The sequence below is a fragment of the Azorhizobium sp. AG788 genome (genome assembly GCF_943371865.1).
Classification (GTDB): Bacteria; Pseudomonadota; Alphaproteobacteria; order Rhizobiales; family Xanthobacteraceae; genus Azorhizobium.
Genome location: NZ_CALRWL010000003.1, coordinates 1 through 25,944, shown reverse-complemented (window position 1 = coordinate 25,944; position 25,944 = coordinate 1). Strand labels below are relative to the sequence as shown.

Here is a 25,944-nt window from a genome sequence, read left to right as displayed (position 1 = left end):
CCCGCCGCCGGTTTCAGCCGCCGGTCTCATGGCGCGCCACCACTTGCACCCTGGAGTTCGAGAATGTCGGTAACCGGAATGGCTGCGCCGCTGGCGGTCAAGAAGCCCGCACGGGCCTGGTATGCCCAATTGTGGGTGCAGGTGATCGCCGCCATGGTGATCGGCATCCTGGTGGGCCATTTCTATCCGCAGCTCGGCACCAAGATGCAGCCGCTGGGGGATGCCTTCATCAAGGCCATCCGCATGCTGATCGCCCCCATCATCTTCTGCACCGTGGTGCATGGCATCGCCAAGATGGCGGACATGGCCAAGGTCGGGCGCGTGGCGATCAAAGCGCTGATCTATTTTGAGATTCTCACCACCATCGCCCTCATCCTCGGGCTGGTGATGGTCAATCTCTGGCAGCCCGGCGCCGGCATGAATGTGGACCTGTCCACGGTGGATACCACCTCCATCAAGGGCTATCTGGCCCAGACGGAGAAGACCGACACCGTCTCCTTCCTGATGAACATCATCCCCAACACCTTCATCGGCGCCTTTGCCGAGGGGCATGTGCTCCAGGTGCTGTTCATCTCGGTGCTGTGCGGCTTCGGTCTGATCTGGATGGGGCCGCGCGCCAAGCCGGTGGTGGATCTCACCGAAACGGTGTCGCAGATGCTGTTCCAGGTGGTGGGCATCGTCATGTGGGCGGCGCCCTTGGGCGCGTTCGGGGCCATCGCCTTCACCGTAGGCAAGTTCGGCGCCGGCTCGCTGATCTCCTTGGGCAATCTGCTCATCAGCTTCTATGTCACCTGCCTGATCTTCGTGTTCGGCGTGCTCGGCCCCATCGCGTATTTCTGCGGCTTCAGCATCTTCAAATTGATCCGCTATATCCGCGAGGAATTGCTGATCGTGTTCGCCACCACCTCGTCGGAAACCGTGCTACCGCGGATGCTGGTGAAGATGACCAAGGCCGGGTGCGAGGAGAGCGTGGTTGGCCTCGTCATCCCCACCGGCTATTCCTTCAATCTGGACGGCACCTGCCTCTATCTGGCGACGGCGGCGGTGTTCCTGGCCCAGGCCACCAACACCCATCTGGACATCAGCCACCAGATCGGCCTGCTGCTGATCCTGCTGCTCACCTCCAAGGGCGCGGCCGGCATTGCCGGGGCGGCATTCGTGGTGCTGGCGGCCACCTTGGCCTCCTCCGGCACCATTCCGGTGGCGAGCGTCGCTTTGATCCTCGGCATCCACCGCCTGATGTCCGAGGGCCTCACCCCCACCAATCTCATCGGCAATGCGGTGGCCACCATCGCCATCGCCAAATGGGAGAACGCCCTTGATGAAGACCGCCTCAAGCGGGTGCTGGACGGCGAGGACGTGGACGCGCAACCGGTGAGGGCCGCATGATGAGCAGCCAGTCTTCCATTCCCTGCATGATGATCCGCGGCGGCACCTCCAAGGGCGCCTATTTCCTGGCCTCGGATCTGCCGACCGACATTGCGGCGCGCGACGCGCTGCTGCTGGCGGCCATGGGCTCGCCGGACCCGCGCCAGGTGGACGGCATCGGCGGCGCCCACCCGCTCACCAGCAAGGTGGCCATCGTGTCGAAGTCCGATCTGCCGGGCTGCGACATCGATTTCCTGTTCTGCCAGGTGGGGGTGGACAAGCCCCTGGTGGACACCACCCCCAATTGCGGCAACATCCTCGCCGGCATCGCGCCGTTCGCCATTGAGCGGAGGCTCATCACCGCAACGTCACCGCAGACGCGGGTGACGGTGCGCACGGTCAACACCGGCACCATCGCCGAACTCACCGTGGAAACCCCGGACGGCGTGCCGGATTATGGCGGCACCGCCCGCATCGACGGCGTGCCCGGCACCGCCAGCCCGGTGGCCATCGTGTTCCTGGATGCCGCCGGCTCGGTGTGCGGCTCCTTGCTGCCCACCGGCAATGTGGTGGATACCGTGGCCGGGGTGCCGGTGACCTTGATCGACAACGGCATGCCCTGCGTGGTGCTGGCCGCCTCGTCCGTGGGCCGCACCGGCTATGAGCCGCGCGACGTGCTGGACAAGGACACCGAGCTGAAGGCCCGGCTGGAGGAGATCCGCCTTGCCGCCGGTCCGCTGATGAATCTGGGCGATGTCGGCCCCAAGGTGGTGCCGAAGATGATCCTGGTGGCCCCGCCCAAGGCCGGCGGCGCGGTCTCCACCCGCAGCTTCATCCCGCACGAATGCCACGCCTCCATCGGCGTGTTCGCGGCGGTCACGGTCGCCACCGCCTGCGCTTTGCCGGGCTCGCCCGCCGCCGCCGTGGCGGTGATGCCGGAGGGGCCGGTCAAGACCCTGTCGGTGGAGCATCCCACGGGGGAGTTCTCGGTGCGGCTGGAGCTGGGCGGCACCGTGGAACGTCCGGTGGTGGAGCGTGCCGGGCTGCTGCGCACCGCGCGGCCGTTGTTCGATGGCCGGGTGTTCATCCGCCCCGGTGTGAATGTCGCCTGGCCGGCGGCCGTCGCGGCAGAATGAGCCGCCGATCCCATTTTCATGCGTGAAGAGGTTCCCATGTCGCAAACCAAGACCGCCCTCGTGGTCACCGCCCATCCGGGCGATTTCGTCTGGCGCGCCGGTGGCGCCATCGCTCTGCATGCGCGCAAGGGCTACAAGGTGAAGATCGCCTGCCTGTCCTATGGCGAGCGCGGCGAAAGCCAGTGGGCCTGGAAGACCGCCGGCGTGAAGCTGGAAGACGTCAAGGCCCAGCGCAAGGCGGAAGCGGAGGAGGCCGCCGCGCTCCTCGGCGCCTCCATCGAGTTCTTCGATGCGGGCGATTATCCCCTGCGCGGCACCGAGGCCATTCTTGATCGCCTGATCGATATCTATCGCGAGGAGAAGCCGGCCTTCGTGCTCACCCACGCGCTGATCGATCCCTACAATGTGGATCATCCCGAGGCCACGCGCCTTGCCCAGGAGGCCCGCATCATCGCCCAGGCGGCGGGCCACAAGCCCGATCCCGCCCGCGCCTATTCCGCCCCGCCGGTGTTCCTGTTCGAGCCGCACCAGCCGGAACAGTGCGACTACAAGCCCAACGTCATCCTCAATATCGATGACGTGTGGGAGGTGAAGCGCAAGGCGTTCGAGGTGCTCGCGGCGCAGAAGCACCTTTGGGAATATTACACCCGCGTGGCCTTGAACCGCGGCATGCAGGGCGGGCGCAATTCCGGCCGGGCCATGACCTATGGCGAAGCCTATCAGCGCCTGTTCCCCATGGTTCTGGAGGAGCTGGCATGATCGGCGTCGTCGTTCGCAACATTCCCCGCACGGGGCCTGAGACCCTGGCGGCGCTGGCCGGCTTCGGCGTCTCCACCGTGCATGAGGCGCAAGGCCGCTTCGGTCTGGTGAAGCCCTATATGCGGCCGATCTGGCCCGGCGCGCGCATCGCCGGCAATGCGGTCACCGTGCTGGCGCAGCCCGGCGACAATTGGATGCTGCATGTGGCGGTGGAGCAGTGCAAGCCGGGCGATATCGTCGTGGTGGCCTGCACCACCGACAATACCGACGGCATGTTCGGCGATCTGCTGGCCACCTCCATGAAGGCGCGCGGTGTCGCCGGCCTGATCATCGATGCCGGCTGCCGCGATGTGGATACGCTCAAAGAGATGGGCTTCCCGGTGTGGCCGCGCGCCATCTCCGCCAAGGGCACGGTGAAGGCCACCATCGGCAGCGTCAATGTGCCGGTGGTGTGCGCCGGCGCGCTGGTGAACCCCGGCGACGTGATCGTGGCCGATGACGACGGCGTGGTGGTGGTGCCCCATGCCACCGCCGAGGCGGTGGCCGCCAAGGCCAAGGCCCGCGAGGAAAACGAGACTGCCAAGCGCGCGGTGCTGGCCGCCGGCACGCTCGGCCTCGACCTCTACAAGATGCGCGAGCCGCTGAAAGCCGCCGGCCTCGTCTATGTGGACGATCTGTCCGATCTGAAGGGCTGAGCCGCCCAAGGCCCCACTGAGCAGACGCCGGACCAACCGGCGCCATCGTCATCCCAGGGAGAAAACAACATGAGCATTCTTGCCCGGCTTGCCGCCGGTTGCGCCGTGGCCGCCGCCCTTCTGGCGAGCGTTGCCCCGGCGATCGCCCAGACCCCCTATCCCACCCGCCCGGTGCGCATCACGGTGCCGTTCGGGCCGGGGGGCATTGCCGACATCACCGTACGGGTGGTGGCGGAAAAGCTCACCGAGAAGCTCGGCCAGCAGTTCGTGATCGAGAACCTGCCCGGCGCCGGCGGCATCACCGCCGCGCGCGCCGCGCTCCAGGCCACCGCCGATGGCTATACGCTGGCGCTGATGACCAACGGCACGGCGATCTCGGTGCCGCTGTTCAAGAAGCTGCCGTTCAATCCGGTGAAGGATTTCGAGCCGGTGTCCTCGCTGGGCTATTTCGACTTCCTGTTCCTCACCGGCGGCGGTTCCAAATATCAGTCGGTGGCGGATCTGGTGGCCTTCGCCAAGGCCAATCCCGGCGCGCTGAATGTGGGCACCGTCAATGTGGGCTCCAGCCAGAATCTGTCGGCGGAGCTGTTCAAGTCCATGGCGGGCATCGATTTCACCATCGTGCCCTACAAGACCACGCCGGACCTGGTGATCGCCACCACCCGCAGCGATGTGGATCTGATGATCGACAGCTATGCCTCCGCCAAGGCCATGATGATGGACAAGAAGATCCGCGCTCTGGCCTCGTCGGGGCCGGCGCGCTCGCCGGTGACGCCGGACCTGGTGACGGTGGACGAGAGCGGCGTGAAGGGGTTCGAGGTCACCTCCTGGAACGCGATCTTCGCCCCCGCCGGCACGCCGAAGGAGGTCATCGCCATCCTCAACAAGACCATCGGCGAGGTGATGGTGATGCCGGATGTGAAGAAGCGCCTGTTGGAACTGGGCATCGAAGCCAAGGCCAGCACGCCGCAGGAACTGGGCGACCGGCTGAAGTCCGACATCGCCAAATGGACGGCGGTGATCGACAAGGCCGGCATCGAGAAGCAATAGGCGCAGCCGGGTCACGGCAGGCGGCGGCGGGTGAAGACATCCGCCAGTCGCCCGCCGTCCTCCCGCTCCAGCGCCAGCCAGTGGGCGAGATCCGTTCCCGCCCGGCGCTCGCCTTTCAGCCGGGCGATGATGCGCTCTCCGGGCTCGATATTGCCGTGATAGAGGATGTCCCGCTCCACGCTCACCGTGCCCGGCGCCGGCGCCAAAAGCTCCCATTCCGCGCGGTCGGCGAAGGCCTGGAAGGCGGCGAAATAGAGGAAGTGGGCGCCGTTGAAATCCTGCGACGGGCAGGGGTTGAGCACCATTGTCCCCAGATCCCTCGCCGCGCCGCGGGTGAATCCCAGATGCGCGTCCCAGCGGCCGCTGCGCAGCGCCGCCGCCAGCGCCGCGGTGCGGCTCACCTCGCCGGGCACGAACGGCGGCAGGCCCTCCGGCCGCACGCGGGCGGCGGAGCGGTTGCGGCCCGGCTCCAGGCGCTTCACGAACACCGAGACCAGTTCGACCTCGGCCACCATCCGTTCGCCCAGGCGCACCACATGGCGGCTGCAGAACTGGGTGCGGGACACATGGGCCAGCGAGGAGGCGAAGCTGAGCGTGTCGTTCTCGGCCACCGCGTCCAGGGCCGCCTCCCGCACGCTCACACCGCAGAAGGCGGCGTAGACCGGGGCGCCGTCCCCGTCGCGAAAATCCGGCAATGCCTCGCCCGCCGCCCCCGCCAGCAGGAACCAGTGGCGGTGGCCACACTCTTTCAGCAGCCAGCTTTCCGACAGGCCGCCGAGGCTCAGATGCGGCATGCCGACCACCACCGCCGGGGCGAGCGGCGAGAGCGCCTGCGGCACCGGCGGCGGGGCGTTGGCGCGGCGGGGAAACACCAGAATGCTCATGGCCGGCTCCTCCTCTGCGCTGCGCCGTGTGGCGTCAGCTGGCTGCCCGCAGCGGCTGGGCGGCGGTGCCGGCCAGCGCCTCGGTGATGCGCTCGGCCAGATAGCGGGCGTCCCGATCGACGCCGGAGAAGCGGCCCGAGCCCCAGCTGTGCAGCCAGGGCAGGCCGAGGAAATACACCCCCGGCTCCGAGGTGACGCCGCGATGATGCTTGGGCTGGCCGGCGCCGTTGAACACCGGGGCATCCAGCCAGCGGAAATCCGGTTGGAAGCCGATGCACCAGATCACCGCCGCAATGCCTTCCGCCGCCAGATCCAGGCGCGCCGGTTCCGCCTCCGGCTGCCACACGGGCGCATAGACCGAGGGCGGCGGGGCGCTGATGCCGGCCTTCTCGATATAAGCATCGATGGACGCATTGATGCCGTTATAGACCCGGTCCGCCTCGTCCAGCGCGGCGCGCAAGGTGGGGGCAAACGAGAGGGTGGTGCCGTCGAGATCGCCCAGCAGGCCGTAGAGCTTCATGCCCTCCAGCGCGAATTTGCGCAGGTCGATGTCGCGGCCGCCATCGCGGCCGGTGACATAATGGTTGGTGTTGTCGCGCACCCCTTCGCGCAGGGGATGGCGCTCCACCGGCATGTCGTAATAGCCCATGTCCGCCAGCCAGGTGACCACGTCGCGGCCGCGATAGAAACGGGCACAGCGCGGCGCATCGCCCACCGCCAGATGCACCTGGCGTCCGGCCAGATGCAGATCCTCGGCGATCTGCGCGCCGGATTGGCCGGAGCCCACCACGAGCACCGGGCCGTCCGGCAAGGCGGCGGGGTTGCGATACTGCTCGGAATGCAGCTGCACAATGCTCTTGGGCAAGCGCTCAGCAAAGCGGGGGATGATGGGGGTGTGATAACCGCCCGAGGCCGCCACCACCTGATCGGCGGTGAAGTCCCCGGCGCTGGTGGCCACATGGAAGCCGCCACCGGCACGCGGGGAGACGCGCTTCACCGCTACGCCCTCGAACAGAGGCGCATCCACCTTGGCCTTGAAGGCGGCGAGATAGGCCAGGATCTCGTCCTTCTTCATGAAGCCGTCCGGCTCCGGCCCGTCATAGGGATGGCCGGGCAAAGCGCATTGCCAGTTGGGCGTCACCAGGCAGAAATTGTCCCAGCGCTGATCGCGCCAGGCGGCGAGCGCCTCGCCTTTCTCGAACACGGCGTGATCCACGCCGTATTGCTTCAAATAATGGCTGATGGACAGGCCGGCCTGTCCGCCGCCGATGACGATCACGGAATGATGTGGGATGTCGGTCATGGCTGGGGCTCCGAAGGTCATTCGTCGAACGCGTCGACGGTGACGCGCGGCTGGGGGCTGTCGGCAAAGGGGCGGGCGGCGGCCTCGATGCGGGCCAGCTGATTGAGGGCGCGGGAACAGGGCATGCCGTATTTCGCCGCCACCCGGTCGCTGGCGATCTGCAAGGCGGTGCGGCTGCGGGCGAGGAAATCGGCCAGTTCGTAGCTCTGGCCGGGCACGAGATAATCCTTGATCACCAGCGAGGGCGAATAGCAGGCCTCCGCCCGGCCATCGGGCCAGCGGATATGAAAGCGCATCTCAGGCATGGGCGGGTTCCGTCAGCTGTTCATAGGCGGCCAGATGGGCGCGGGCGGTGTGCTGCCAGTCATGGGCGGCGGCGACTTCGGCGCCGCGCGCCACCAGCCGCCCGCGCTGCGGCTCGGTGCGCACCGCCATCATGGCGTCGGCGATGGAATGGGCGGTGAGCGGATCGCACCAGGCCGCATCCTGCGGCCCCAGATATTCGGTGAAGGGGGCGATGGCCGGGGCCACCACCGGCAGGCCGCTGGCCATGGCCTCCAGCACCACCAGCCCGAAGCCTTCCTTGAGCGAGGGAAACACCAGGGCATCCGCCACCCGGTAGAGCGCCGGCATGTCCGCCTGCGCCAGCGGCCCGGTCTCGATCACCGCTCCGGGCGCCAGCGGGCTGGCGCGCAAGGTGTGGGCGAAGGCGCGGCGGTAGGCGTCATGGTCCAGCAGCGAGGCGCCCCCGGCGATGATCAATTGCGCCGTGGGCAGCACCGCCCGCACCTGGATGAAGGCTTCCAGGATGCGCACGGTATTCTTGCGCTCCTCGATGCCGCCCACCGCCAGGAACACCGGCCCCGGCCCCAAGGCGAGGCGCTGGCGCAGCGCCGCATCGCGGCCATCGGGGCGCGGCGAGAAGCGGGTGCGATCCACCCCATTGCCCACCCGCACGGCGGGGCGCTCGAAGGTCTCGGCCAGATGCGCCTGCCAGGTGCGGCTGACTGTGAACAGGGCGTCGGCGCTGACAATGGAGCGCTGTTGCAAGACCGAAAGGCGGGGATCGGCGAAGGCGTCCATATGGTGGACGGTGCGGGCGAAGGCGCGGATCAGGCCCTTCTCCTTGAGGGTGGCCAGCGCATTGCCGGAAATGCCGTCCTGGGCGTGGAAGACATCGAACGCGCGGTGGGCCGGATCGGTGAAGTAAGCGAGATAATCGTCGATGCGGGTTTCCACCAAGGCGGTGGTGTCGCCGGTCACCGCGCGGGCGGGGATGCTCAGGGTCTCGCACAGGGTCTCGCGGAAGAAGCCCCGTCCGGCGGCGTCGGGCGCGTGGACGCAAGCGCGATGGCCCAGGCGCACCAAGGCATCGCCCAGTTCCAGCGCATGCACCACCCCGCCGCGCGGATTGGTGGAATGGGCCAATATGGCGATGGCGAGCGGCCCCCTCATGCGGCGGCTCCGGTGGGGGCGCAGCCCAGCAGCGGGCGCTGGGTGAAGTCCCAGATGGTCTCGCTCCCTGAGCCATCGCTCAGAGTCACGCGTCGGTCTGCGGTCACCGCGCCGATGTCGGCGGCGGCGATGCCGCGGGCGGCAAAGCGGGCGACGAGGGCCGGCACGTCCTGCGGGTCCGCCGCCAGCAGATAGCCGAACGAGGGGAAGGTGAGCAGCCAGCGGGCCAGATCCACGCCCTCCGGGCGCGGCACGGCGGCGAGGTCGAGGGCGATGCCCACCTGCGAGCATTCCGCCAGCATGGCGGCGGTGCCGACGATGCCGCCCTGGCTGATGTCCTTGGCCGCGCGCGACAGGCCCGCCTCGGCGATCAGCGGCAGCACTTCCAGATCGCCGCGCAGGCGCCCGGAGGGGGCGTCCGTGGCCGCTTCCCAATTGTCGAACGGCGCGCGGTAGCGCCCGCGCAAATCGATGCCCGCCACCAGCCGCTGGCCGGGTGTGGCATCGAAGCTGGTGAGCAGGCGCTTCGCCCGGCCGAGGATGGCAACCGAAAGCTGGCCGCGATCATTGCGGATATTGGTATGCCCGCCCACCACCGGAATGCCGAAGGCCGAGGAGGCGGCGGCCAGCCCCTCCAGCACCGGGGCGGCGCCGTCTTCGCCATCGGCCCAAACCGCATCCACCACCGCCAGCGGCCGCCCGCCCATGGCGGCGATGTCGGAGGCATTGACCATCACCCCGCACCAGCCGGCGAACCAGGGATCGCCGGCGACGAAGCCGTTCATGAAGCCCTCGATGGCCAAGAGCAGCCAGCCGTCGCCATCGGGAAGCGCGGCGCAATCATCGCCCACCGGCACCGCGCCCGCCCCCGACAGGCCGAGCCGCGCCGCCACTTGGGCGATGTCGGCCTTGCCGGCGAGGCCGGCGCTGGCCCGCAGGGTGTGGGCAAGGGTGGCAAGCGCCTGTTCCATCACGCGGCCCGCTTGGGGAAGGCCAGGAACCCGGTCTCCGGGGCGGCGAAAGGCGGGTAATAGGCCAGGTCCGCCTCCATGTGATGGTGCGGGCGGCCGTGCAGATCCACGATCTCCAGGGTGCGCCAGCGCAGGCGGCGGAACAGCAAAGCGTTCTGGCTCTGCACATAAGCGAAGAAGCGCCGGCAGCCGCGGGCATGGGCGGAGGAGACCGCGAGGCGGATCAGCGCCGAGCCCAGCGTGCCGACGTTGCGATAGTCTTCCGCCACCGCGAGGCGCGAGCCCCACCAGATGCCCGGCTCCGGCTCATGAATGCGCACCGTGCCCACCACCGCATCCGCCGCCACGCCCCACAGGGACAGCGCGACGATGGGGATGGCGTGGGTGTCGATGGCGTCGCGGTCGTCACTGCCGAACAGCCCCTGCTCGCCGCAGAACACGCGGCGGCGCAGGGCCGCGGCGCCGGCGCGCTCCCACGGGTCCATGGCGAACTTCACCTGGAATTCGCTGGCGGTGAACGGCTTGAAGGCGTCGAACATCAGCCGATCCCCCGCTCATAGGTGGAGAGCGCCGAGCAGGCGCCGCACTTGCCGCAGCCGGCCTTGATGTCGGTGGCGCGGAGGCCGGCGGCCCGCACCATCTGCGCCAATGGCGCCAGGATCTCGTGCATGAAGCCGGGCGTCGGCCCCGCATGGCCTTCCAGCGGCGTGCCGGAAATAGGGATGAACGGCACCACGAACGGATAGACGCCGTGGGCGATGAGCTGGGCGCACATGCCCAGGATCGCCTCTTTTGTGTCCCCCAGGCCCGCCAGAATATAAGTGGACACCTGCCCGCGCCCGAACACCGGCACGGCGGCATCGAAGGCGGCGAAATAGCGCTCCAGCGGCACCTGCGCCTTGCCCGGCATGATGCGGGCGCGCACCTCCGGCGTCACTGCTTCCAGATGCATGCCGAGCGCGTCCACGCCCGCCGCTTTCATGCGGGCGAACCAGGCGTCGCTGTCCGGGGGCTCGCACTGGGCCTGGATCGGCAGGTCCACGGCAGCCTTCACCGCCGCCGCGCTCTCGGTGAGAATGGCGGCGCCGCGATCCTTGCCCGGCGGGGTGCCGGTGGTCATCACCATATGGGTGACCCCGTCCAGCTCCACGGCGGCTTTCGCCACTTCCGCCAGTTGCGCCGGGGTCTTGCGGGCGATGGTGCGTCCCTCCGCCAGCGATTGGCCGATGGCGCAGAACTGGCAGGTCTTGGTGCGGCTCTGGAAGCGCACGCACTCCTGCAACACCGTGGTGGCGAGCACGTCGCGCCCGTGCAGCACGGCGATCTTGGAATAGGGAATGCCGTCCGCCGTGGTGCGCTCATAGAAGCGCGGCCGCAGCGGGAACGAAACCTGGGCGATGGGCAGGCCGTCGCGGGTGATGCGGCTGGCGCCGCGCGCGTCGGGGGTCTCCACCGCATAGGGGCTGCGGGCGGCCGGCGCCGTGTGCACCGGCACCATGACGGTCATGCCGTCCAGCGTCAGCGCCTTGTGGTCGGAGGGGCCGGCCCCGCCGCGCCGGCTTTCAGCCCCGGCGGAAGGATCAGCGAGCCGGACCCCGTAGGACTGCAATTCGTTCATCAGCTCCGCCGTCGGCAGCGGCAGGATGGGGGCGGTGCTGGGGCTGGTCTGCTTCATCGCGGCGACTCCCGAAGGATGGCGGGGAGGGAAAGGCGGCATCGGTGTGCATGGGCAGCGCCGGGCGGGTGTCGAGCACGAGGCTGAGCAGTTCGGGGCGGGCGTAATGGCCGACGCTATCCATCATCCGCTTGCGCTTGGTGATGAGGGCCATGTCGAGATCGGCCACCAGCAGCCCCTCGCCGCTGGTGAGCGGGGGCACCAGATGGCTGCCTTCGGGCGAGATGATCGCCGTCATGCAGCCGCCGGTGAGGGCCTTGCGCAGTTTTTCGTCCGGGGAGATGCGGGCCACCTGCTCTTCGGTGAGCCAGCCGGTGGCATTGACCACGAAGCAGCCGCTCTCCAAGGCGTGGTGGCGGATGGTGACTTCGATCTGCTCGGCGAAGATCGGCCCCACCAGCGCGCCGGGGAATTGCGCGGCGTGGATTTCCTCGTGCTGGGCCATCAAGGCGTAGCGGGCGAGGGGATTGTAATGCTCCCAGCAGGCCAGCGCCCCGACACGGCCCACCTTGGTGTCCACCACCTTCAGGCCGGCACCATCGCCCTGGCCCCAGATCATGCGCTCATGGAAGGTGGGGGTGAGCTTGCGGCGCTTGAGCAGAAGGGTGCCGTCGGCGTCGAAGATCAGCTGGGCATTGTAGAGCGAGCCGTGGTCGCGCTCATTGATGCCCAGCACCACCACCATGGCATGGCGGCGGGCGGCGGCCGCGATGGCCTCGGTCACCGGGCCGGGCACGGTGACCGCGTGTTCATAAAGCCGCATGTGCTCGCCGCCGGTCAGCACCGGCGGCAGCACGAAGGAAAAATAGGGGTACCAGGGCAGGAAGGTCTCGGGAAAGACCACCATCTGCACCCCTTTGGAGGCCGCCTCGGCCAGCGCGGCCAGCACGCGGTCCAGCGTGCGGGCGCCGTCGTCGAGATCGGGCGCGATCTGCACCGCGGCGACCCGGACGATGCGCTTCTCTGGTGTCTTGGCCGACATGGCCATCTTCCTTTCTGTCCTGACGTTCCGGTCGTCATGCCCGGGCTTGTCCCGGGCATCCACGCCGAGCCGAAAGAGCGGGGCATGGAACGGTGCGCCCGGCCGCCGGGCGTGGATGGCCGGGACAAGCCCGGCCATGACGAGACCTGAGGTGACGGTGTGGCTGGTTGCGCCGGCGCCGTCAGAGGGTCCAGGTGTCGAGGATGAAGGCGTTGTCGCGGCGGTGGAGCAGCACCAGGTCCAGCACGTCCAGCGGGCTGATGGGGATGATGCCGGGGATCAGCGAGGGCTCGCCATGGCCGTAGAGGGCCTGGAGCGCGAAGCGGCAGGCATAGACCTTGCCGCCTTCCTCGATGAATTTGACGATCTGGTTGTTGAAGTTCATGTGGCCGGGGAAGGCCTCGTCGCCCAGCTTCGGGAAGCCGCGCTGCACGCCCAGCGTCACGCCGGGGCCATAGAGCAGGATCGAGGTCTCGAAGCCCTTGCGCTTGAGGCGGGTGGCCTGGAGCAGGTTCACGAAGCCGATGGAGCCCTCGAACGCCACCGTATGGAAGGTGACCAGGGCCTTTTCGCCCGGCTGGGCTTTGACGTCCTCGAACTTCTTGTCCTCGTAATCGACGAAGAAATCACCCTTCTGGTGGGCGGGGGCGGTCACGGCGGGCATCGGCTTCTCCTCGTGGGGGAGACCTGCGGCCTTGCTGGGGGCAAGGGCGGTCACGAGGGGAAAATTGCAATCAATGTGCCAATTGACAGATTGCACATAACATCAGCAATGCATGCAAAATGCATTCAATCTTGCGATCAATGCAGCGGAAGGCGCCAGCGACCCGGTGCTCGACTCGCAGTCACACGCCGAGGAATCCGGCAGCCCGATGCCTGATCCGCACGCAATGCCATGTGTTGCAGCGCGGAATTTTTCCACGCCCGCCGTCGCCGCACCGCGTGACAAGCGATGACTGCAACACTATACAGTCAATTTTGAGCGGGCGGAAGCGATCCGTCCGCATGGAGAAGACACCCCGCCCCATGCCCGATTGGACGCCGGACCTGACGCGCAGCGACAAGCCGCGCTATCTCGCCATTGCCGATGGCATCGCCGAGGACATCAAGGCCGGACGCCTGTCCATCGGTGACCGCCTGCCGCCGCAGCGCAAGCTGGCGAGCCGTCTCGACATCGACTTCACCACCGTGGCGCGGGGCTATGTGGAGGCGCAGAAGCGGGGGCTGGTGGAATCCCGCGTCGGCCAGGGCACCTTTGTGCGCGGCGTGCCGCGCGCGGCGGCGCAGGCGCGCTCCGCCCGCCCGGATCTGGTGGATCTCACCATGAACCTGCCGCCGGAGCCGGACGATCCCGCGCTCATCGCGCGGATGCAGGACGGCTTGGTGGAGGTGTCCCGCGACCTGGTGGCGCTGCTGCGCTACCAGAGCTTCGGCGGCGCGCCCGCCGACAAGGATGCCGCCTCCTCCTGGCTGGGGCGGCGGGCCTTGGTGCCGGCGCAGGAACGCATCTTCGTCACCCCCGGCGCCCATGCGGCCCTGCTGGGCATCTTCGGCCTGCTGGCCAAGGCCGGCGACGTGGTGCTGTGCGAGGCGCTGACCTATCCCGGCGCCCGCTCCATCGCCGCCCAGCTGGGCCTGAAGCTGGTGGGCCTGCCCATGGATGCGGACGGGATCGACCCGGACGCCCTCACCGCAGCCTGCCGCAGCCTGTCGCCGAAGGCGCTCTATCTCAACCCGACCCTGCAGAACCCCACCACGCTCACCATTCCCGAGCCGCGCCGCGCGGCCATCGTGGCGGTGGCGCGGCGGTTCAATCTGAAGATCGTCGAGGATGACGCCTATGGCTTCATCCCCGCCCACGGCCTGCCGCCGTTCGCCGCCATCGCCCCCGATCTCACCTGGCATGTGGCGGGGCTGGCCAAATGTATCGGCGCCGGCCTGCGGGCGGCTTATGTGATCGCGCCGGAAGCGCGGGCCGGCTGGCCGTTCGCGGCGGCGCTGCGGGCGGCCAATGTCATGGCTTCCCCGCTGACCGTGGCGCTGGCCACCCGCTGGATCGAGGACGGCACCGCCGACACCATCCTGCGCTTCATCCGCGCCGAGACCGCTGCCCGGCAGGCGCTCGCCACCCAAATCCTGCCCAAGGGCAGCTTCCGGGCCGATCCGCTCAGCTTCAATCTGTGGGTGGAATTGCCGGAGCCGTGGACCCGCTCGGCCTTTGTCGGCCACATGCAGGCCACCGGCATCGGCATCGTCGCCAGCGATGCGTTCTGCGTCGACGGCGCGCCGCCGGAAGCCGCCCGTGTCTGCCTGGGCGGGCCGGTGGGCCGCGACAAGGTGCGGCACGCGCTGGAATACATGGCCCACGCCCTGGCCCATTCACCGGCGGAAGCTTCGTCGGTGCTGTGAGGGGGTAGCATCAGGCGTGCGCCCCGGGGGCGCAGACCTTGGACAGGATCGACGCTGCCGACCGGCGGATGTCGAACGGGGCGCGCGGCGTTTCGGCGAGGCATCCGGCGGGTCGTGCAAGGTGTTCGGCGCGGTGCGGCGATCAAGCAACGGCGGCGTTGCAACGTCAGGGGGCGATGATTGCCTGATCGGTCCGCCCATGCTACCTGCACGATGGACTGCCGCCGGCCTGAAGGGCTGAACGCGTTCGACCTCGTCGAATACAGTTAACATCGGCACGAAAAGGTGGAAGCCGGGCCATGTCGTTCAGTTCGCCGGGCTTTTTGTTCGCCTTCCTTCCGATCTTCTTCTTTATATATTACGCCGTTCCGGCGAGCATTCGTAATCTTGTCCTGCTGATTAGCAGTCTGTATTTCTATACGATCGATGCGGGCTTCGTCAGCCTGGTGCTGATCGCCTCCATCGTGGTCAATCAGGTCATCGGCGTGATGCTCGCCCGGACACCGGCCGGCCGGGCGCGGTTCGGCCTGCTTTGGTTCGGCATCCTGCTGAACCTCCTGCCGCTGATCTATTATAAATACTGGACCTTCCTGGTGGGCGTCAGCCATGACGCGCTGATGCCGGCCGGCATCCAGATCATGCTGGCCCCCGCGGGGATCATCCTGCCCGCCGGCATCTCCTTCTTCACCTTTCAGGGCCTGTCGTATCTGGTGGACATCTACCGCGGCGAGATCGCGCCGGCGCGGGGATTTGTCACTTTCGGCATGTACCACACGCTGTTCCCGCAGCTGATCGCCGGCCCGATCGTGCGCTATGTGGAAGTGCAGGACCGGATCCTGCGGCGCCCCATCGCCCTGGACGACGTCGAGGCGGGGATCGTGCGGTTCTGCTGGGGCCTGGGCAAGAAGATCATCATCGCCGATGGCATGGGCACGCTGGCCGACCACATGTTCGGCCTGCCGCCGGAGCAACTGAGCACCGCCGCGGCCTGGGTGGGGGCGCTTGCCTACACCTTGCAGATCTATTTCGACTTCTCGGGCTATTCGGACATGGCCATCGGGCTCGGCCGCATGCTGGGGTTCCGCTTCCCGGAGAATTTCGACCAGCCCTATCGCTCGCTCAGCATCACCGAATTCTGGCGCCGCTGGCACATGACGCTGTCGCGCTGGTTCCGCGACTATCTCTACATTCCGCTCGGGGGCAATAAGTGCGGGCCGGTGCGGACCTATGTGAACCTGTTCACGGTCTTCGTGCTGTGCGGGCTCTGGCATGGCGCCGCCTATACCTTCCTGGCCTGGGGCTGCTACCACGGCGTGCTCCTGGTCATCGAACGGGTGGCGATCCGCCGGGGCGGTGCCCTGCCGGGCGTGATCGGCTGGCCCGTGACGCTGCTGCTGGTCATGGTCGGCTGGGTGCTGTTCCGGGCGGATAGCCTGGGCGCGGCAGGGACGTTCCTGAAGGCCATGGCCGGGTTCGGTCACGCCGCTGCGCCGGTGGATGTCCTGGCGTTCCTGACGCCGGACAAAATCGTGTTCTTCTGCCTCGGCGCCGTGCTCTCGGTCGCGCCGGTGGGGCGGATCCTGGCGGGCATCGGGTCGGAACCGGCCGGCCCCCTGCGTGCGCTCGCCCAGCGCAGCACGGCACTGCTTCTGTTTGTCTATTCGTCGGTGCTGATCGCCGCGAACGGCTTCAACCCCTTCATCTATTTCCGCTTCTGAACCAGGGACCGCAGCAGCATGTGGCGCATCGCCTTCGTGGCCGTGTTCTTTGGCCTGACGCTTCTACCCGGCCTGCAGATGCTGACGGGGTTGGTGCCGATCCCGCCCGTGGAGGAGAACCGGACCCTTGCGCCGCCGGTCACCGCCGCGACGCCCTTGGACGCCATTCCGCGCGTGGCGGATCGCTGGTTCGCCGATCATTTCGGCCTGCGGCCCATCCTCATCCGCTTGAAGACGCAAGTGGACTTCTCCGTGTTCGGCATGTCCGACCGCGTGCTGGTCGGGCGCGACGGCCAGCTGTTCTATCGCTCGACCTTGAATGTGGAGGAGCCCTATATGGAGCGGGCCCTCGTCACGGCCGAGGCGCCCGCCATCGCCGGGATCGATCGGCTGACGCGCGCGCTGAAGGCAGCGGGAATCCAGACCGCCTTCGTGATCAACATGATGAGCGACCGCTTCTATCCGGAATTGCTGCCGTCCTCCGCGGTCCGTCGCCCGGCGGTGCCACGGATCGATGAGTTCGTGGCCAAGCTGCGGGCGTTGCCGGCGGTGAGCTTCGTTGACAGCACGGAGATCCTGCGGACCGCCATGAAGTCGCGGCGGATCTTCCATCTGACGGATTTCCACTGGAACGATCCTGCGGCCTATCCGGTCGGCAAGGCGCTGGTGGATGAGATCAGCAAGATCGAAGGCCGGCCGAACTCGGTCTGGACGCATCCGTTGAAGATCGTGACCCAGCGCGGCAGCGGCGGGATCGCCATGTTCATGCCGCTGTTCGTGCCCCCGTCCGAGGACATGCTGATGATCGGCCAGACCTGGGACTGGCCGGCCGGCTTCACCCAGGCAGCTCGCACCGACATTTTTGAGCATGCCACGCAGGCCTCGCCGGACCCGCGCCTGCTCCCGCCGACGGTCTTCGTCGGCGACAGTTTCCTTGATGGCATGCTGCGGTCCGGCGTGCTGGCGTATTTCGTCGAGACTCACCGCATTCGCTGGAAGGCCGGTTTGAAGATCAGTGAGATCATCGCCGCGCTGCCGGCGGATACGCGCTGGCTGGTGATCCAGTTCATCGAGGTGGGGCATCCGGCCATTGCCGCATTCGCCGATACCGCCGACATCGATGCCGCCATCAAGCTCATCGAGCAACGACCCAAGGCTTAGATCCAGTCAGGCGCGGACGCCTGACTGGATTTTCTGGTATTTTTTCACCACCCGGTCCCGCTTCAGGCGGGAGAGGCGCTGGGTCCAGAAGATGCCGTCCAACTGGTCGATCTCATGCTGGAGGCAGACGGACAGCAGGCCCTCGGCGGTGATCTCCTGCGGCGCGCCGGTCAGATCCTGGTAGCGCACGCTCACCCAGGCCGGGCGCTCCACATCCTCCACCACGCCGGGCATGGAGACGCTGCCTTCCGGGTGGCGCTGCACATCGCCCGAGGCGGCGATCACCTCCGGGTTCACATAATAAGACACGCCCGCCTCCGGCAGGTCGAGCACCACCACCCGCTGCGCGACGCCGATGTGCGGCGCGGTGATGCCGATGCCGGGGGCCTCGCGCATGGTGTCCAGCAGGTCGGCGGCCAGCGCGGCCAATGCGGCATCGAAGCTGGAAACCGCCGTTGCGACAGCGCGCAGGCGCGGATCGGGGAAGCGCACGATCGGGCGGACGGGCATGCGGGATCAAGGCTCCTGTGGCGAACGAACGCGGCAGCGTAAACCGGTCAATGCCAGAATGGAGACGCCAGCGCCATGGTGGCACGAGACGCAGAGCCCGGGCGCGGTGACCTCACATCTGGAGCCGTTGCTCTTACGCCGGAAGGCCGCCCCGTCCGGGGGACAACGGAGGCGCGCGCGTGCATGGGTGGTTGCCCGGCGTCCCATCGCCGACCGATCTGGGCTAAGCTCGCGCCATTGCGCCGGGCGGCGCCGGGGAGGGCACTATGGTGGCGATGTCCAGCGCAGGCGTGGGCGCCAGCAGATACCGCTGGTTTGTGGTCTTCCTGTTGTTCACCATCACCGTGGTCAATTACATTGACCGCGCCGCCATTTCCTACGCGATCCCAATGATGGAGCGCGATCTCGGCCTGTCGCCGGCCGCCGCCGGCAGCATTCTGGGGGCGTTCGGCATCGGTTATGCGGTGACCACGCTGCTGGGTGGCTTTGCGGTGGACAAGTACGGTGCCCGCATCGTGCTCACCATGGCCGCCATCCTGTGGAGCGTGTCCATCGGCGCCACGGCGCTGGCGGGCGGGTTCATGAGCCTTTATGCGGCGCGGGTGCTGCTGGGGGTCTCGGAGGGGCCGAACTTCCCGGCGCTCACCGGCGCGGTGAGCCGTTGGCTGGCGCCGCACGAGCGGGCGACGGCGCTCGGCAATGCGTTGGTGGCGGTGCCGCTGGCGCTGGCCATCGGTGGGCCCATCGTGACCCAATTGCTCACATGGCTGGACTGGCGCGCCACCTTTGCCGTGCTGTTCGCGCTCTCCGTGGTGTGGGTGCCGGCGTGGTATTTCCTGTTCCGCGACGATCCGGCCAAGTCCCGGTTCGTGAATGCTGCGGAACTGGCCCAGATCCGCGCCCCCGAAATCGCGGCCCCGCCGGTGGCACGGCGGGAGGCCGCGCCGCAGGGCGGCCTGATCCGCCTGCTGCTCACCAATCCGACCCTGCTGGCCAATTAATGGGCCTTCTTCGTGTTCGGCTATTTCCTGTTCTTCTTCATGTCCTGGCTGCCCAGCTATCTGGAGCAGGCCTACAAATTGAAGCTCGCTGCGGTGGGCCTGTTCACGGTGCTGCCCTGGCTTTCCGCCGCCGTGGTGCTGTGGGCCATGGGGCGGTGGTCGGACCATCTCTTGAAGACCACCGGGCGGCTGCGGGTTGCACGCTCCTATCTCATCGCCGGCAGCCAGATGGTGGCGGCACTGGCCATCGTGCCGGTGGCGCTCACCGACAACCTCACCGTGGCCATCGCCGGCATCACGGTGGCGGTGGCGGCCTCCATGGGCGCGAATGCGGCTTATTATGCGGTCAATGTGGACGTGGTGCCGCAGCGCGCGGCCACCGCGCTCGGCGTCATGGATTTTGCCTTCGCGGTGGCCGGCTTCATGGCGCCGGTGGTCACCGGTGCGGTTTTGAACCTGCGCGGATCGTTCACCGACTGCTTCATCCTGATGGCAACCATGGCTTTCTCCTCGGTGATCGTGGTGCTGGCCTTCCACCATCCCGACCGCGACCGGGACCGCGGCATCGCCTGAGGGGCGTCGATACCTCCGTGCGGGCGGCGGTTGAAACCGGAGGGGGAATCGGTATGAACTGCCCGGAGCAGACGCCGGCCGCAGACGCCATGCCCGATTTTGCGTTGTCCAACGGGAAATCAGCGGGCGCATGAGTCTTGTGGCGGTGGCAAACCTGATAAAGTGCAGCCGGCGCGGCGCTGTCGTGCGACGGCGAAGTGAGGGCTGAGGGCCGATGAAGGTTTCGATCGATCTCGGTCTCACGGGCCAGGGCGTGTCCGCGGCGCTGGATCTCGAAGAGCTTTTGGCCACCCGCCTGCTGGTCCAGGGCAATTCCGGCTCCGGAAAATCGCACCTTTTGCGCCGCCTGCTGGAGCAGAGCGTGCCGTGGGTGCAGCAGGCGATCATCGATCCCGAGGGCGATTTCGTCACTTTCGCCGAACGCTACGGCCATGTGGTGGTGGATGCCTCCCGCAATGAGGCCGATCTGCACCGCATCGCGTCGCGCGTGCGCCAGCATCGGGTGTCCGTGGTCCTCGACATGGAGGGCCTGGACAGCGAGCAGCAGATGCGCGCCGCCGCCGCCTTCCTGGGCGGGTTGTTCGATGCCGAGCGCGACCACTGGTATCCCATGCTGGTGGTGGTGGACGAGGCGCAGCTTTTCGCCCCCGCCGTCGGCGGCGAGGTCTCCGACGAGACCCGCAAGGCCTCGCTGGGGGCCATGACCAATCTCATGTGCCGCGGCCGCAAGCGCGGGCTGGCGGGGGTGATCGCCACCCAGCGCCTGGCCAAGCTCGCCAAGAATGTGGCGGCGGAAGCCTCCAACTTCCTCATGGGCCGCACCTTCCTCGACATCGACATGGCGCGCGCCGCCGACTTGCTGGGCATGGAGCGCCGGCAGGCGGAGATGTTCCGCGATCTCCAGTCCGGGCATTTCATCGCCCTCGGGCCGGCCTTGTCGCGCCGGCCGCTGCCGGTGAAGATCGGCGGGGTGGAAACTGGCGCCCGTTCCGTCAGCCCCAAATTGCTGCCGCTGCCCGGCCCCATGGAGGGCGGCGATGCGCAGGACCTGATCTTTACCGCTGCCCCCGACGAGGAGCGCATCCTGCCGCCGCCCCGCCGCGCGCCCGCGCCGGTGCCCACCGCCGACATCCTCACCCAGCTGGCCCGCGCCACCCGTATCCCCGCGACGGCGGCGCCCGCCGCCCCGGCCATGGAGCCGGAGGAGCGCCAAGCGGCCATCGATCTGGCCCTGCGCGAGATCCTGACCGATCCTGAGGCGGGCTTCCGCACCGCCGCCGTGCTCTACCAGGACTTCCTGGTGCGCTGCCGCATCCGCCGCATCACCGGCGAGCCCCTGAGCCTGCGCGCCTTCCGCCGCCGCCTCGCCATTGCCCATGCGGGCATCGACAGCGCCGAACTGGACAAGGAAGGCTCGCCCTGGGGCGAGGTCATCGCCATGGCCGGCCAACTGCCCGAGGACATGCAGAGCGTGTTCCTGGTGCTGGCCCGCGCCGCGTTCGAGACCCAGCCCTGCCCGTCCGACGCGGCGGTGGCCCATGCCTATGGCAGCCGCTCCTCCGGCCGCGCGCGGCGCATCCTGGCCTATATGGAAGAGCAGGGCGCCATCGTCTGCCGCACCGATGGCCGCGGCCAGCGCATCGTCGCCATTCCCGGCTTGGCGTGGGAGACCGCGCCGGGCGACCCCAACGCCCCTTATGCCGCCGTGCCCCACGGCGAAGCCGCCGAATAGGGCGCGCCCGCGCCTGTTCCGATCCTGTCCGTGTTCCGGCACGACCGCCGCGAGCCCCGCACCCGAGGTGTCCCATGAAAACCCGTGCCGCCGTCGCCTGGGAAGCCAAGAAGCCGCTGACCATCGAGACCATCGAGATCGGCGGGCCCAAGCCCGGCGAGGTGCTGGTGGAGATCATGGCCACCGGCGTGTGCCACACCGACGCCTATACGCTGGACGGGCTGGATTCCGAGGGCAAGTTCCCCGCGATCCTCGGCCATGAGGGCGCCGGCATCGTCCGCGAAGTGGGCGCGGGCGTGACTTCGCTGAAGGTGGGCGACCACGTCATTCCGCTCTACACGCCGGAATGCCGGCAGTGCAAAACCTGCCTGTCGCAGCGTTCGAACCTGTGCACCTCGATCCGCGCCACCCAGGGCCAGGGCCTGATGCCGGATCGCACCTCGCGCTTCTCCTGCGATGGCGGCGAGATCTTCCATTACATGGGCTGCTCGACCTTCGCGAACTTCACCGTGCTGCCCGAGATCGCTCTGGCCAAGGTGCGGGAGGACGCCCCGTTCGACAAGATCTGCTACATCGGTTGCGGGGTGACCACCGGCATCGGCGCGGTGGTCTATACCGGCAAGGTGTGGCCCGGCGCCAATGTGGTGGTGTTCGGCTTAGGGGGCATCGGCCTCAATGTGATCCAGGGCGCCCGCATGGTGGGCGCCGACAAGATCATCGGCGTCGACATCAATCCCGCCAAAGTGGCAATGGCGAAGAAGTTCGGCATGACCGACTTCATCAATCCCCTGGAAGTGGGCTCCGACAAGGTGGTCTCGGCCATCCAGGACCTGACCGACGGCGGCGCCGACTTCACCTTCGACTGCACCGGCAATGTGAATGTGATGCGCCAGGCGCTGGAAGCCTGCCATCGCGGCTGGGGCACCTCCATCGTCATCGGCGTGGCGCCGGCGGGGGCGGAGATCGCCACCCGGCCGTTCCAGCTGGTGACCGGGCGCAACTGGCGCGGCTCGGCCTTTGGCGGCGCCCGCGGGCGCACCGACGTGCCGAAGATCGTCGACTGGTACATGGAGGGCAAGATCAACATCGACGATCTCATCACCCACACCATGCCGCTGGACGAGATCAACACCGCCTTCGATCTCATGCACGAGGGCAAGTCCATCCGCTCGGTGGTGATCTACTGATGCAGTCCCTGTCCAAGGTCCGCGCCCGGGGTGGCATGCAGGGCGTCTATCGCCACGCCTCCGCCGCCACCGGCACCGACATGACCTTCGCCGTGTTCGTGCCGCCCCAGGCGGCGCGCGGGCCGGTGCCGGTGCTGTGGTATCTGTCGGGCCTTACCTGCACCCATGTCAATGTGATGGAGAAGGGCGAGTATCGCGCCGCCGCCGCCGAGCGCGGGGTGATGATCGTGTGCCCCGATACCAGCCCGCGCGGCGAGGGGGTGCCGGACGAGCCGGACAATTGGCAGTTCGGCTCCGGCGCCGGCTTCTATCTGGATGCTACCCAGCCGCCTTATGCCGCCAACTACCGCATGGCCTCTTATGTGCGTGACGAGCTGCCGGCGCTGGTGGCGGCGCAGTTTCCCGCCGACATGAGCCGCCAGGGCATCTTCGGCCATTCCATGGGCGGGCACGGGGCACTCACCCTGGCGCTCAAGAACCCAGATCGGTTCAAGAGCTGCTCGGCCTTCGCCCCCATCGTGCAGCCCATGACGGCGGACTGGTCGCGCCCGGCGCTGGAGAAATACCTCGGCCCCGACCCCGCCGCCTGGCGGGCCTATGATGCCACCGCCTTGATCGCCGACGGCCATCGCGTCCCCGAATTGCTGGTGGACCAGGGCACCGCCGACCCATTCCTGGACACCGGACTGCGCCCGGCCTTGCTGGCGGATGCCTGCGCGGCGGCGGGCATTCCCCTCACGCTCAATCTGCGCGAGGGCTATGACCATTCCTATTATTTCATCTCCACCTTCATGGGCGCCCATATCGCCTGGCACGCGGACCGGCTCGGCGCCTGAGCGCGCCCCGCTTGCAGCGGCGCCCACAGAAGGTGCGGTGGAAAACACCCTCATCGCCAGTTGTTCCGTGTTGCGATGCAATAATTCGCTGCCATCTTCGGCCGCTATATTGCGAGCATTTAAAATTGTGACCGTTTTTCTCGTCGAAGACGATTGATGCGCCGGCTCGTCTGTGCGCATCATTGTATGAGCGGTTGCAGAATTCACCATTTCTCATGGCATTTTCGAGCGCCAATGGCTGCGCGCGGTTTTTTTATACCTGTCGCGTTCGTGCGGCGTTTTAAATATGAGCGGTTCGACTTTGGTCTGTCATGCCAGCACTCATCCTGAATCTGTCCATCGCGCGTCTCCCCATCGTGCGTGTCTCCACGGTGCGTCTCTTCATGGTGGCGACCCGGTGAAGCCATTCGGGAGCGGGGCAGCGGGCGGCCGGAGGTGTCATGCCGGGCGGACGTAAATCTTCCCGTGCGGTCCTGGTGCACGCAGGGCACCCGGTGTCGAGCGGCGGCGCCGGTCGTGGGTCCCGCGCCCTGGCGGGCGGGCACCACAGCACGAAAGACCTTGGCTCCAAAGACCTTGGCTCCTCGGCCGCCATCGCCGTCCCCCATCTGGATATCTCGCCGGTCTTCGTTCACTCCAGTTTTCGCACCTCCAGCACCTGGCTCTGGAGCAAGCTGCGCGCCACGCCGCACACCACCGCCTATTACGAGATCTTCCACGAAGCGCTCGGCCATCTCACGGTGCGGGATATTGCGGGGCTGAACTACAGCGGATGGGACTCCCGGCATCCCTCCGGCGCGCCCTATTTCCTCGAGTTCCTGCCCTTGCTGCAAGACGCCGGCGGCATTCCCGGCTTCTCCGCGGACATGGCGCTCGAGTCCTTCCTTCCCGCCGGCGGCGTGGATGGAGACTTGCCCGATGCGGCGCGCAGCTATGTGGCGCGTCTGATCGCCAATGCCCATGCCAACCGCAAGATTCCGGTCCTGTGCTGCACCCGTAGCCTGGGACGGGCCCGGGCGCTGCGAAAGGCCTTTGGCGGGCGAACGGTGTTCTGCCACCGCAATCTCTTCCATCAATGGGCGTCCTATGCCGGTCAGGCGATGGATGGGAATCCCTATTTCCTCAACACCATCGACCTCACCCTCAAGGCGTCGCGGCACGATCCGTTTCTGGCGGCGGTGGATCTATGGACCGCCGACCGCACCATTTCCCCCACCGACGAGAAGCTGTTTCAGGCCTTTCTGATCCTGCATCTCTACCTCTCGGCCCAGGCCTTTGAGGACAGCGAGCTTCTGGTTGATGTCACTGCGATGGCGACCCATCCGGTGCTTCGGCGCAAGGTGGAGGTGGAACTGAGCCGGATGGTCGGCAGCCCCGTGGATCTCTCCGACGTGCGGCTGAGCTTTGACGCCTCGCCAATGGCGGTCCGCTCGACCCAGGATGTGGTCGATACCATCAACCAGTTCACCAAGATGATCAGCGCCAGCTGCCGCACCCCGCAGGCGGCGACGTTCGTGGAAGCGCTGAAGGACGCCGCCCTCGCGGAATGGGAGCGCCACGAGTTCTTTGTCCATAAGATCCGCAAGGCCCAGTCGGCGCAGGTGGCCGAGGCGGAGCGCTGTGCCCGTGCCGCGGCGGAGCGCGCCGACGTGGCCGGCGCCGAGCGGGACGCTCTGGCCGCGCAAGTCGGCGCCGCGACCGTGGAAGCCGCCGCGTTGCGCGAGGCCCAAGACCTGTCGCTGCAGGCGCAAAGCCGGCACGGGCAGGAGGTCGCCGACCTGGTCACCGCCCATGTGGCCGCGCAGGCGGCGCTCACCGCAGAACTCAATCTCCTCCGGGACCGCGCCCGCGCGGCCGAGGCCGCCCGTGATCGGGCCGCGGCGGACCTGCAGGCACGGGCGGCCACGTCGATGCAGGACCGAGAGCGTCTTGCCCATCGTGTGGGGGAGGTCGAGGCGGAGCGGGACCTGCACCTGCGTGGCGAGATCGCGCTGGCGGCCGCGCACGTCGCCGAGTTGCGGCGGGCCGTCGCCGCCGAAGCCGACCGTGACCGGCTCATCGACCAACTGAAATCCGCCGAGCTTGCCCTGATGGACCGCACCGCGGCCCTGGCCGCGATGACCGAGGCGCGGGATGCGCTGGCGCAGCGGCTGAGCCAGCCGCGCCCCGGGCGGCTGGCCGCATCGGCGGCGCGCCTGCGACAGCTTCTTGGCTGAATAATCCGGCTTTTCCGGCCCTGCCGCGCGCCTGCCGGCAGTATTCGCCCTTGCCCGCACTTTTTTCCAACACGGCCTCAAGGACACGGCAAGCGTTGCTGCGGCAGGATTCTCCGCGCTTCGACCGGCATCCGTGCCCATCGCTCATGCCGGGCCGAACGCCGCATCCGCCGTGTTTTCACACAGGGTCTTGCGGGCGTCGCAATCCTGATGGAGTATGCGGTTGTGGGTTCTTTTCGCCTTCGCTGTCCACAGCGCGGGTCGAGCTTTCGTCACTCGATTTTCGGGTGTTGACAGGAAAAAGGGCGCCCCCTATAAACCGC

22 protein-coding genes and 1 pseudogene are annotated in these 25,944 nt (G+C 67.8%); 13 read left to right on the top strand and 10 right to left on the bottom strand.

Features of this window, described 5'->3' with window-relative positions:
* Window positions 1–63: 63 nt before the first annotated feature.
* From dctA to AAG816_RS03010, 5 genes are all read left to right on the top strand, one after another.
* Window positions 64–1,389 carry a C4-dicarboxylate transporter DctA gene (dctA, locus tag AAG816_RS03030; RefSeq protein WP_341988007.1) on the top strand — a complete coding sequence of 442 codons (1,326 nt, stop codon included), beginning with the start codon at window positions 64–66 and terminating at the stop codon, window positions 1,387–1,389.
* Window positions 1,386–2,504, top strand: coding sequence for a 4-oxalomesaconate tautomerase (locus tag AAG816_RS03025; RefSeq protein WP_341988006.1), 1,119 nt, complete (start codon window positions 1,386–1,388; stop codon window positions 2,502–2,504). Before dctA ends, AAG816_RS03025 begins: the two co-directional genes overlap by 4 nt.
* 36 nt (window positions 2,505–2,540) lie before the next feature.
* A complete protein-coding gene (locus AAG816_RS03020; RefSeq protein WP_341988005.1) occupies window positions 2,541–3,263 on the top strand; it encodes a PIG-L deacetylase family protein in 723 nt (240 codons plus the stop codon).
* Complete coding sequence (locus tag AAG816_RS03015) at window positions 3,260–3,958, top strand: 4-carboxy-4-hydroxy-2-oxoadipate aldolase/oxaloacetate decarboxylase (RefSeq protein WP_341988004.1); 699 nt, start codon at window positions 3,260–3,262, stop codon at window positions 3,956–3,958. The genes AAG816_RS03020 and AAG816_RS03015 overlap by 4 nt, the downstream gene beginning before the upstream one ends.
* Before the next feature lie 69 nt (window positions 3,959–4,027).
* On the top strand, window positions 4,028–5,008 hold the full coding sequence (locus AAG816_RS03010) for a tripartite tricarboxylate transporter substrate binding protein (RefSeq protein WP_341988003.1): 981 nt from the start codon (window positions 4,028–4,030) through the stop codon (window positions 5,006–5,008).
* Window positions 5,009–5,019: 11 nt separating this feature from the next.
* Here AAG816_RS03010 and AAG816_RS03005 read toward each other — a convergent pair whose 3' ends face one another.
* From AAG816_RS03005 to AAG816_RS02965, 9 genes are all read right to left on the bottom strand, one after another.
* The gene (locus AAG816_RS03005) at window positions 5,020–5,892 is read right to left on the bottom strand and encodes a Pnap_2097 family protein (protein ID WP_341988002.1); all 873 of its coding nucleotides are present in this window, start codon (window positions 5,890–5,892) and stop codon (window positions 5,020–5,022) included.
* Between the two features lie 34 nt (window positions 5,893–5,926).
* Entirely contained in the window at window positions 5,927–7,195 is a 1,269-nt protein-coding gene (locus AAG816_RS03000; protein ID WP_341988001.1) for an MSMEG_0569 family flavin-dependent oxidoreductase, read from the bottom strand.
* Between the two features lie 17 nt (window positions 7,196–7,212).
* Window positions 7,213–7,500, bottom strand: coding sequence for an MSMEG_0570 family nitrogen starvation response protein (locus AAG816_RS02995; protein WP_341988000.1), 288 nt, complete (start codon window positions 7,498–7,500; stop codon window positions 7,213–7,215).
* Window positions 7,493–8,650: an MSMEG_0565 family glycosyltransferase gene (locus AAG816_RS02990; RefSeq protein ID WP_341987998.1), complete on the bottom strand. Its 1,158-nt coding sequence runs from the start codon at window positions 8,648–8,650 to the stop codon at window positions 7,493–7,495. Before AAG816_RS02990 ends, AAG816_RS02995 begins: the two co-directional genes overlap by 8 nt.
* Window positions 8,647–9,621, bottom strand: a complete 975-nt coding sequence (locus tag AAG816_RS02985) for a sll0787 family AIR synthase-like protein (protein WP_341987996.1) — start codon at window positions 9,619–9,621, stop codon at window positions 8,647–8,649. Before AAG816_RS02985 ends, AAG816_RS02990 begins: the two co-directional genes overlap by 4 nt.
* Window positions 9,621–10,163: an MSMEG_0567/Sll0786 family nitrogen starvation N-acetyltransferase gene (locus AAG816_RS02980; RefSeq protein ID WP_341988189.1), complete on the bottom strand. Its 543-nt coding sequence runs from the start codon at window positions 10,161–10,163 to the stop codon at window positions 9,621–9,623. Before AAG816_RS02980 ends, AAG816_RS02985 begins: the two co-directional genes overlap by 1 nt.
* Window positions 10,160–11,296 carry an MSMEG_0568 family radical SAM protein gene (locus AAG816_RS02975; RefSeq protein WP_341987995.1) on the bottom strand — a complete coding sequence of 379 codons (1,137 nt, stop codon included), beginning with the start codon at window positions 11,294–11,296 and terminating at the stop codon, window positions 10,160–10,162. Before AAG816_RS02975 ends, AAG816_RS02980 begins: the two co-directional genes overlap by 4 nt.
* Complete coding sequence (locus tag AAG816_RS02970) at window positions 11,202–12,284, bottom strand: Nit6803 family nitrilase (RefSeq protein WP_341987994.1); 1,083 nt, start codon at window positions 12,282–12,284, stop codon at window positions 11,202–11,204. Before AAG816_RS02970 ends, AAG816_RS02975 begins: the two co-directional genes overlap by 95 nt.
* A gap of 175 nt (window positions 12,285–12,459) precedes the next feature.
* Entirely contained in the window at window positions 12,460–12,942 is a 483-nt protein-coding gene (locus tag AAG816_RS02965) for an MSMEG_0572/Sll0783 family nitrogen starvation response protein (protein WP_341987993.1), read from the bottom strand.
* A gap of 362 nt (window positions 12,943–13,304) precedes the next feature.
* Here AAG816_RS02965 and AAG816_RS02960 point away from each other — a divergent pair, with 362 nt between their 5' ends.
* The 3 genes from AAG816_RS02960 to AAG816_RS02950 all read left to right on the top strand — a co-directional run bounded on the left by AAG816_RS02960 (window position 13,305) and on the right by AAG816_RS02950 (window position 17,566).
* A complete protein-coding gene (locus AAG816_RS02960) occupies window positions 13,305–14,687 on the top strand; it encodes a PLP-dependent aminotransferase family protein (protein ID WP_341988188.1) in 1,383 nt (460 codons plus the stop codon).
* A gap of 299 nt (window positions 14,688–14,986) precedes the next feature.
* Complete coding sequence (locus tag AAG816_RS02955; protein WP_341987992.1) at window positions 14,987–16,405, top strand: MBOAT family protein; 1,419 nt, start codon at window positions 14,987–14,989, stop codon at window positions 16,403–16,405.
* 18 nt (window positions 16,406–16,423) lie between these two features.
* Entirely contained in the window at window positions 16,424–17,566 is a 1,143-nt protein-coding gene (locus tag AAG816_RS02950; RefSeq protein ID WP_341987991.1) for a hypothetical protein, read from the top strand.
* Window positions 17,567–17,572: 6 nt separating this feature from the next.
* Here the strand turns inward: AAG816_RS02950 and AAG816_RS02945 are convergent, their stop codons facing one another.
* Entirely contained in the window at window positions 17,573–18,076 is a 504-nt protein-coding gene (locus AAG816_RS02945; protein WP_341987990.1) for a peptide deformylase, read from the bottom strand.
* Window positions 18,077–18,342: 266 nt separating this feature from the next.
* Here AAG816_RS02945 and AAG816_RS02940 point away from each other — a divergent pair.
* The 5 genes and pseudogenes from AAG816_RS02940 to AAG816_RS02920 all read left to right on the top strand — a co-directional run bounded on the left by AAG816_RS02940 (window position 18,343) and on the right by AAG816_RS02920 (window position 25,621).
* Window positions 18,343–19,650: pseudogene (locus tag AAG816_RS02940) on the top strand (MFS transporter).
* Between the two features lie 214 nt (window positions 19,651–19,864).
* Window positions 19,865–21,382, top strand: a complete 1,518-nt coding sequence (locus AAG816_RS02935; RefSeq protein WP_341987989.1) for an ATP-binding protein — start codon at window positions 19,865–19,867, stop codon at window positions 21,380–21,382.
* Between the two features lie 74 nt (window positions 21,383–21,456).
* The gene (locus tag AAG816_RS02930; protein ID WP_341987988.1) at window positions 21,457–22,569 is read left to right on the top strand and encodes an S-(hydroxymethyl)glutathione dehydrogenase/class III alcohol dehydrogenase; all 1,113 of its coding nucleotides are present in this window, start codon (window positions 21,457–21,459) and stop codon (window positions 22,567–22,569) included.
* Window positions 22,569–23,405: an S-formylglutathione hydrolase gene (fghA, locus tag AAG816_RS02925; protein ID WP_341987987.1), complete on the top strand. Its 837-nt coding sequence runs from the start codon at window positions 22,569–22,571 to the stop codon at window positions 23,403–23,405. Before AAG816_RS02930 ends, fghA begins: the two co-directional genes overlap by 1 nt.
* 440 nt (window positions 23,406–23,845) lie before the next feature.
* Window positions 23,846–25,621 carry a hypothetical protein gene (locus AAG816_RS02920; RefSeq protein WP_341987986.1) on the top strand — a complete coding sequence of 592 codons (1,776 nt, stop codon included), beginning with the start codon at window positions 23,846–23,848 and terminating at the stop codon, window positions 25,619–25,621.
* Window positions 25,622–25,944: the final 323 nt, after the last annotated feature.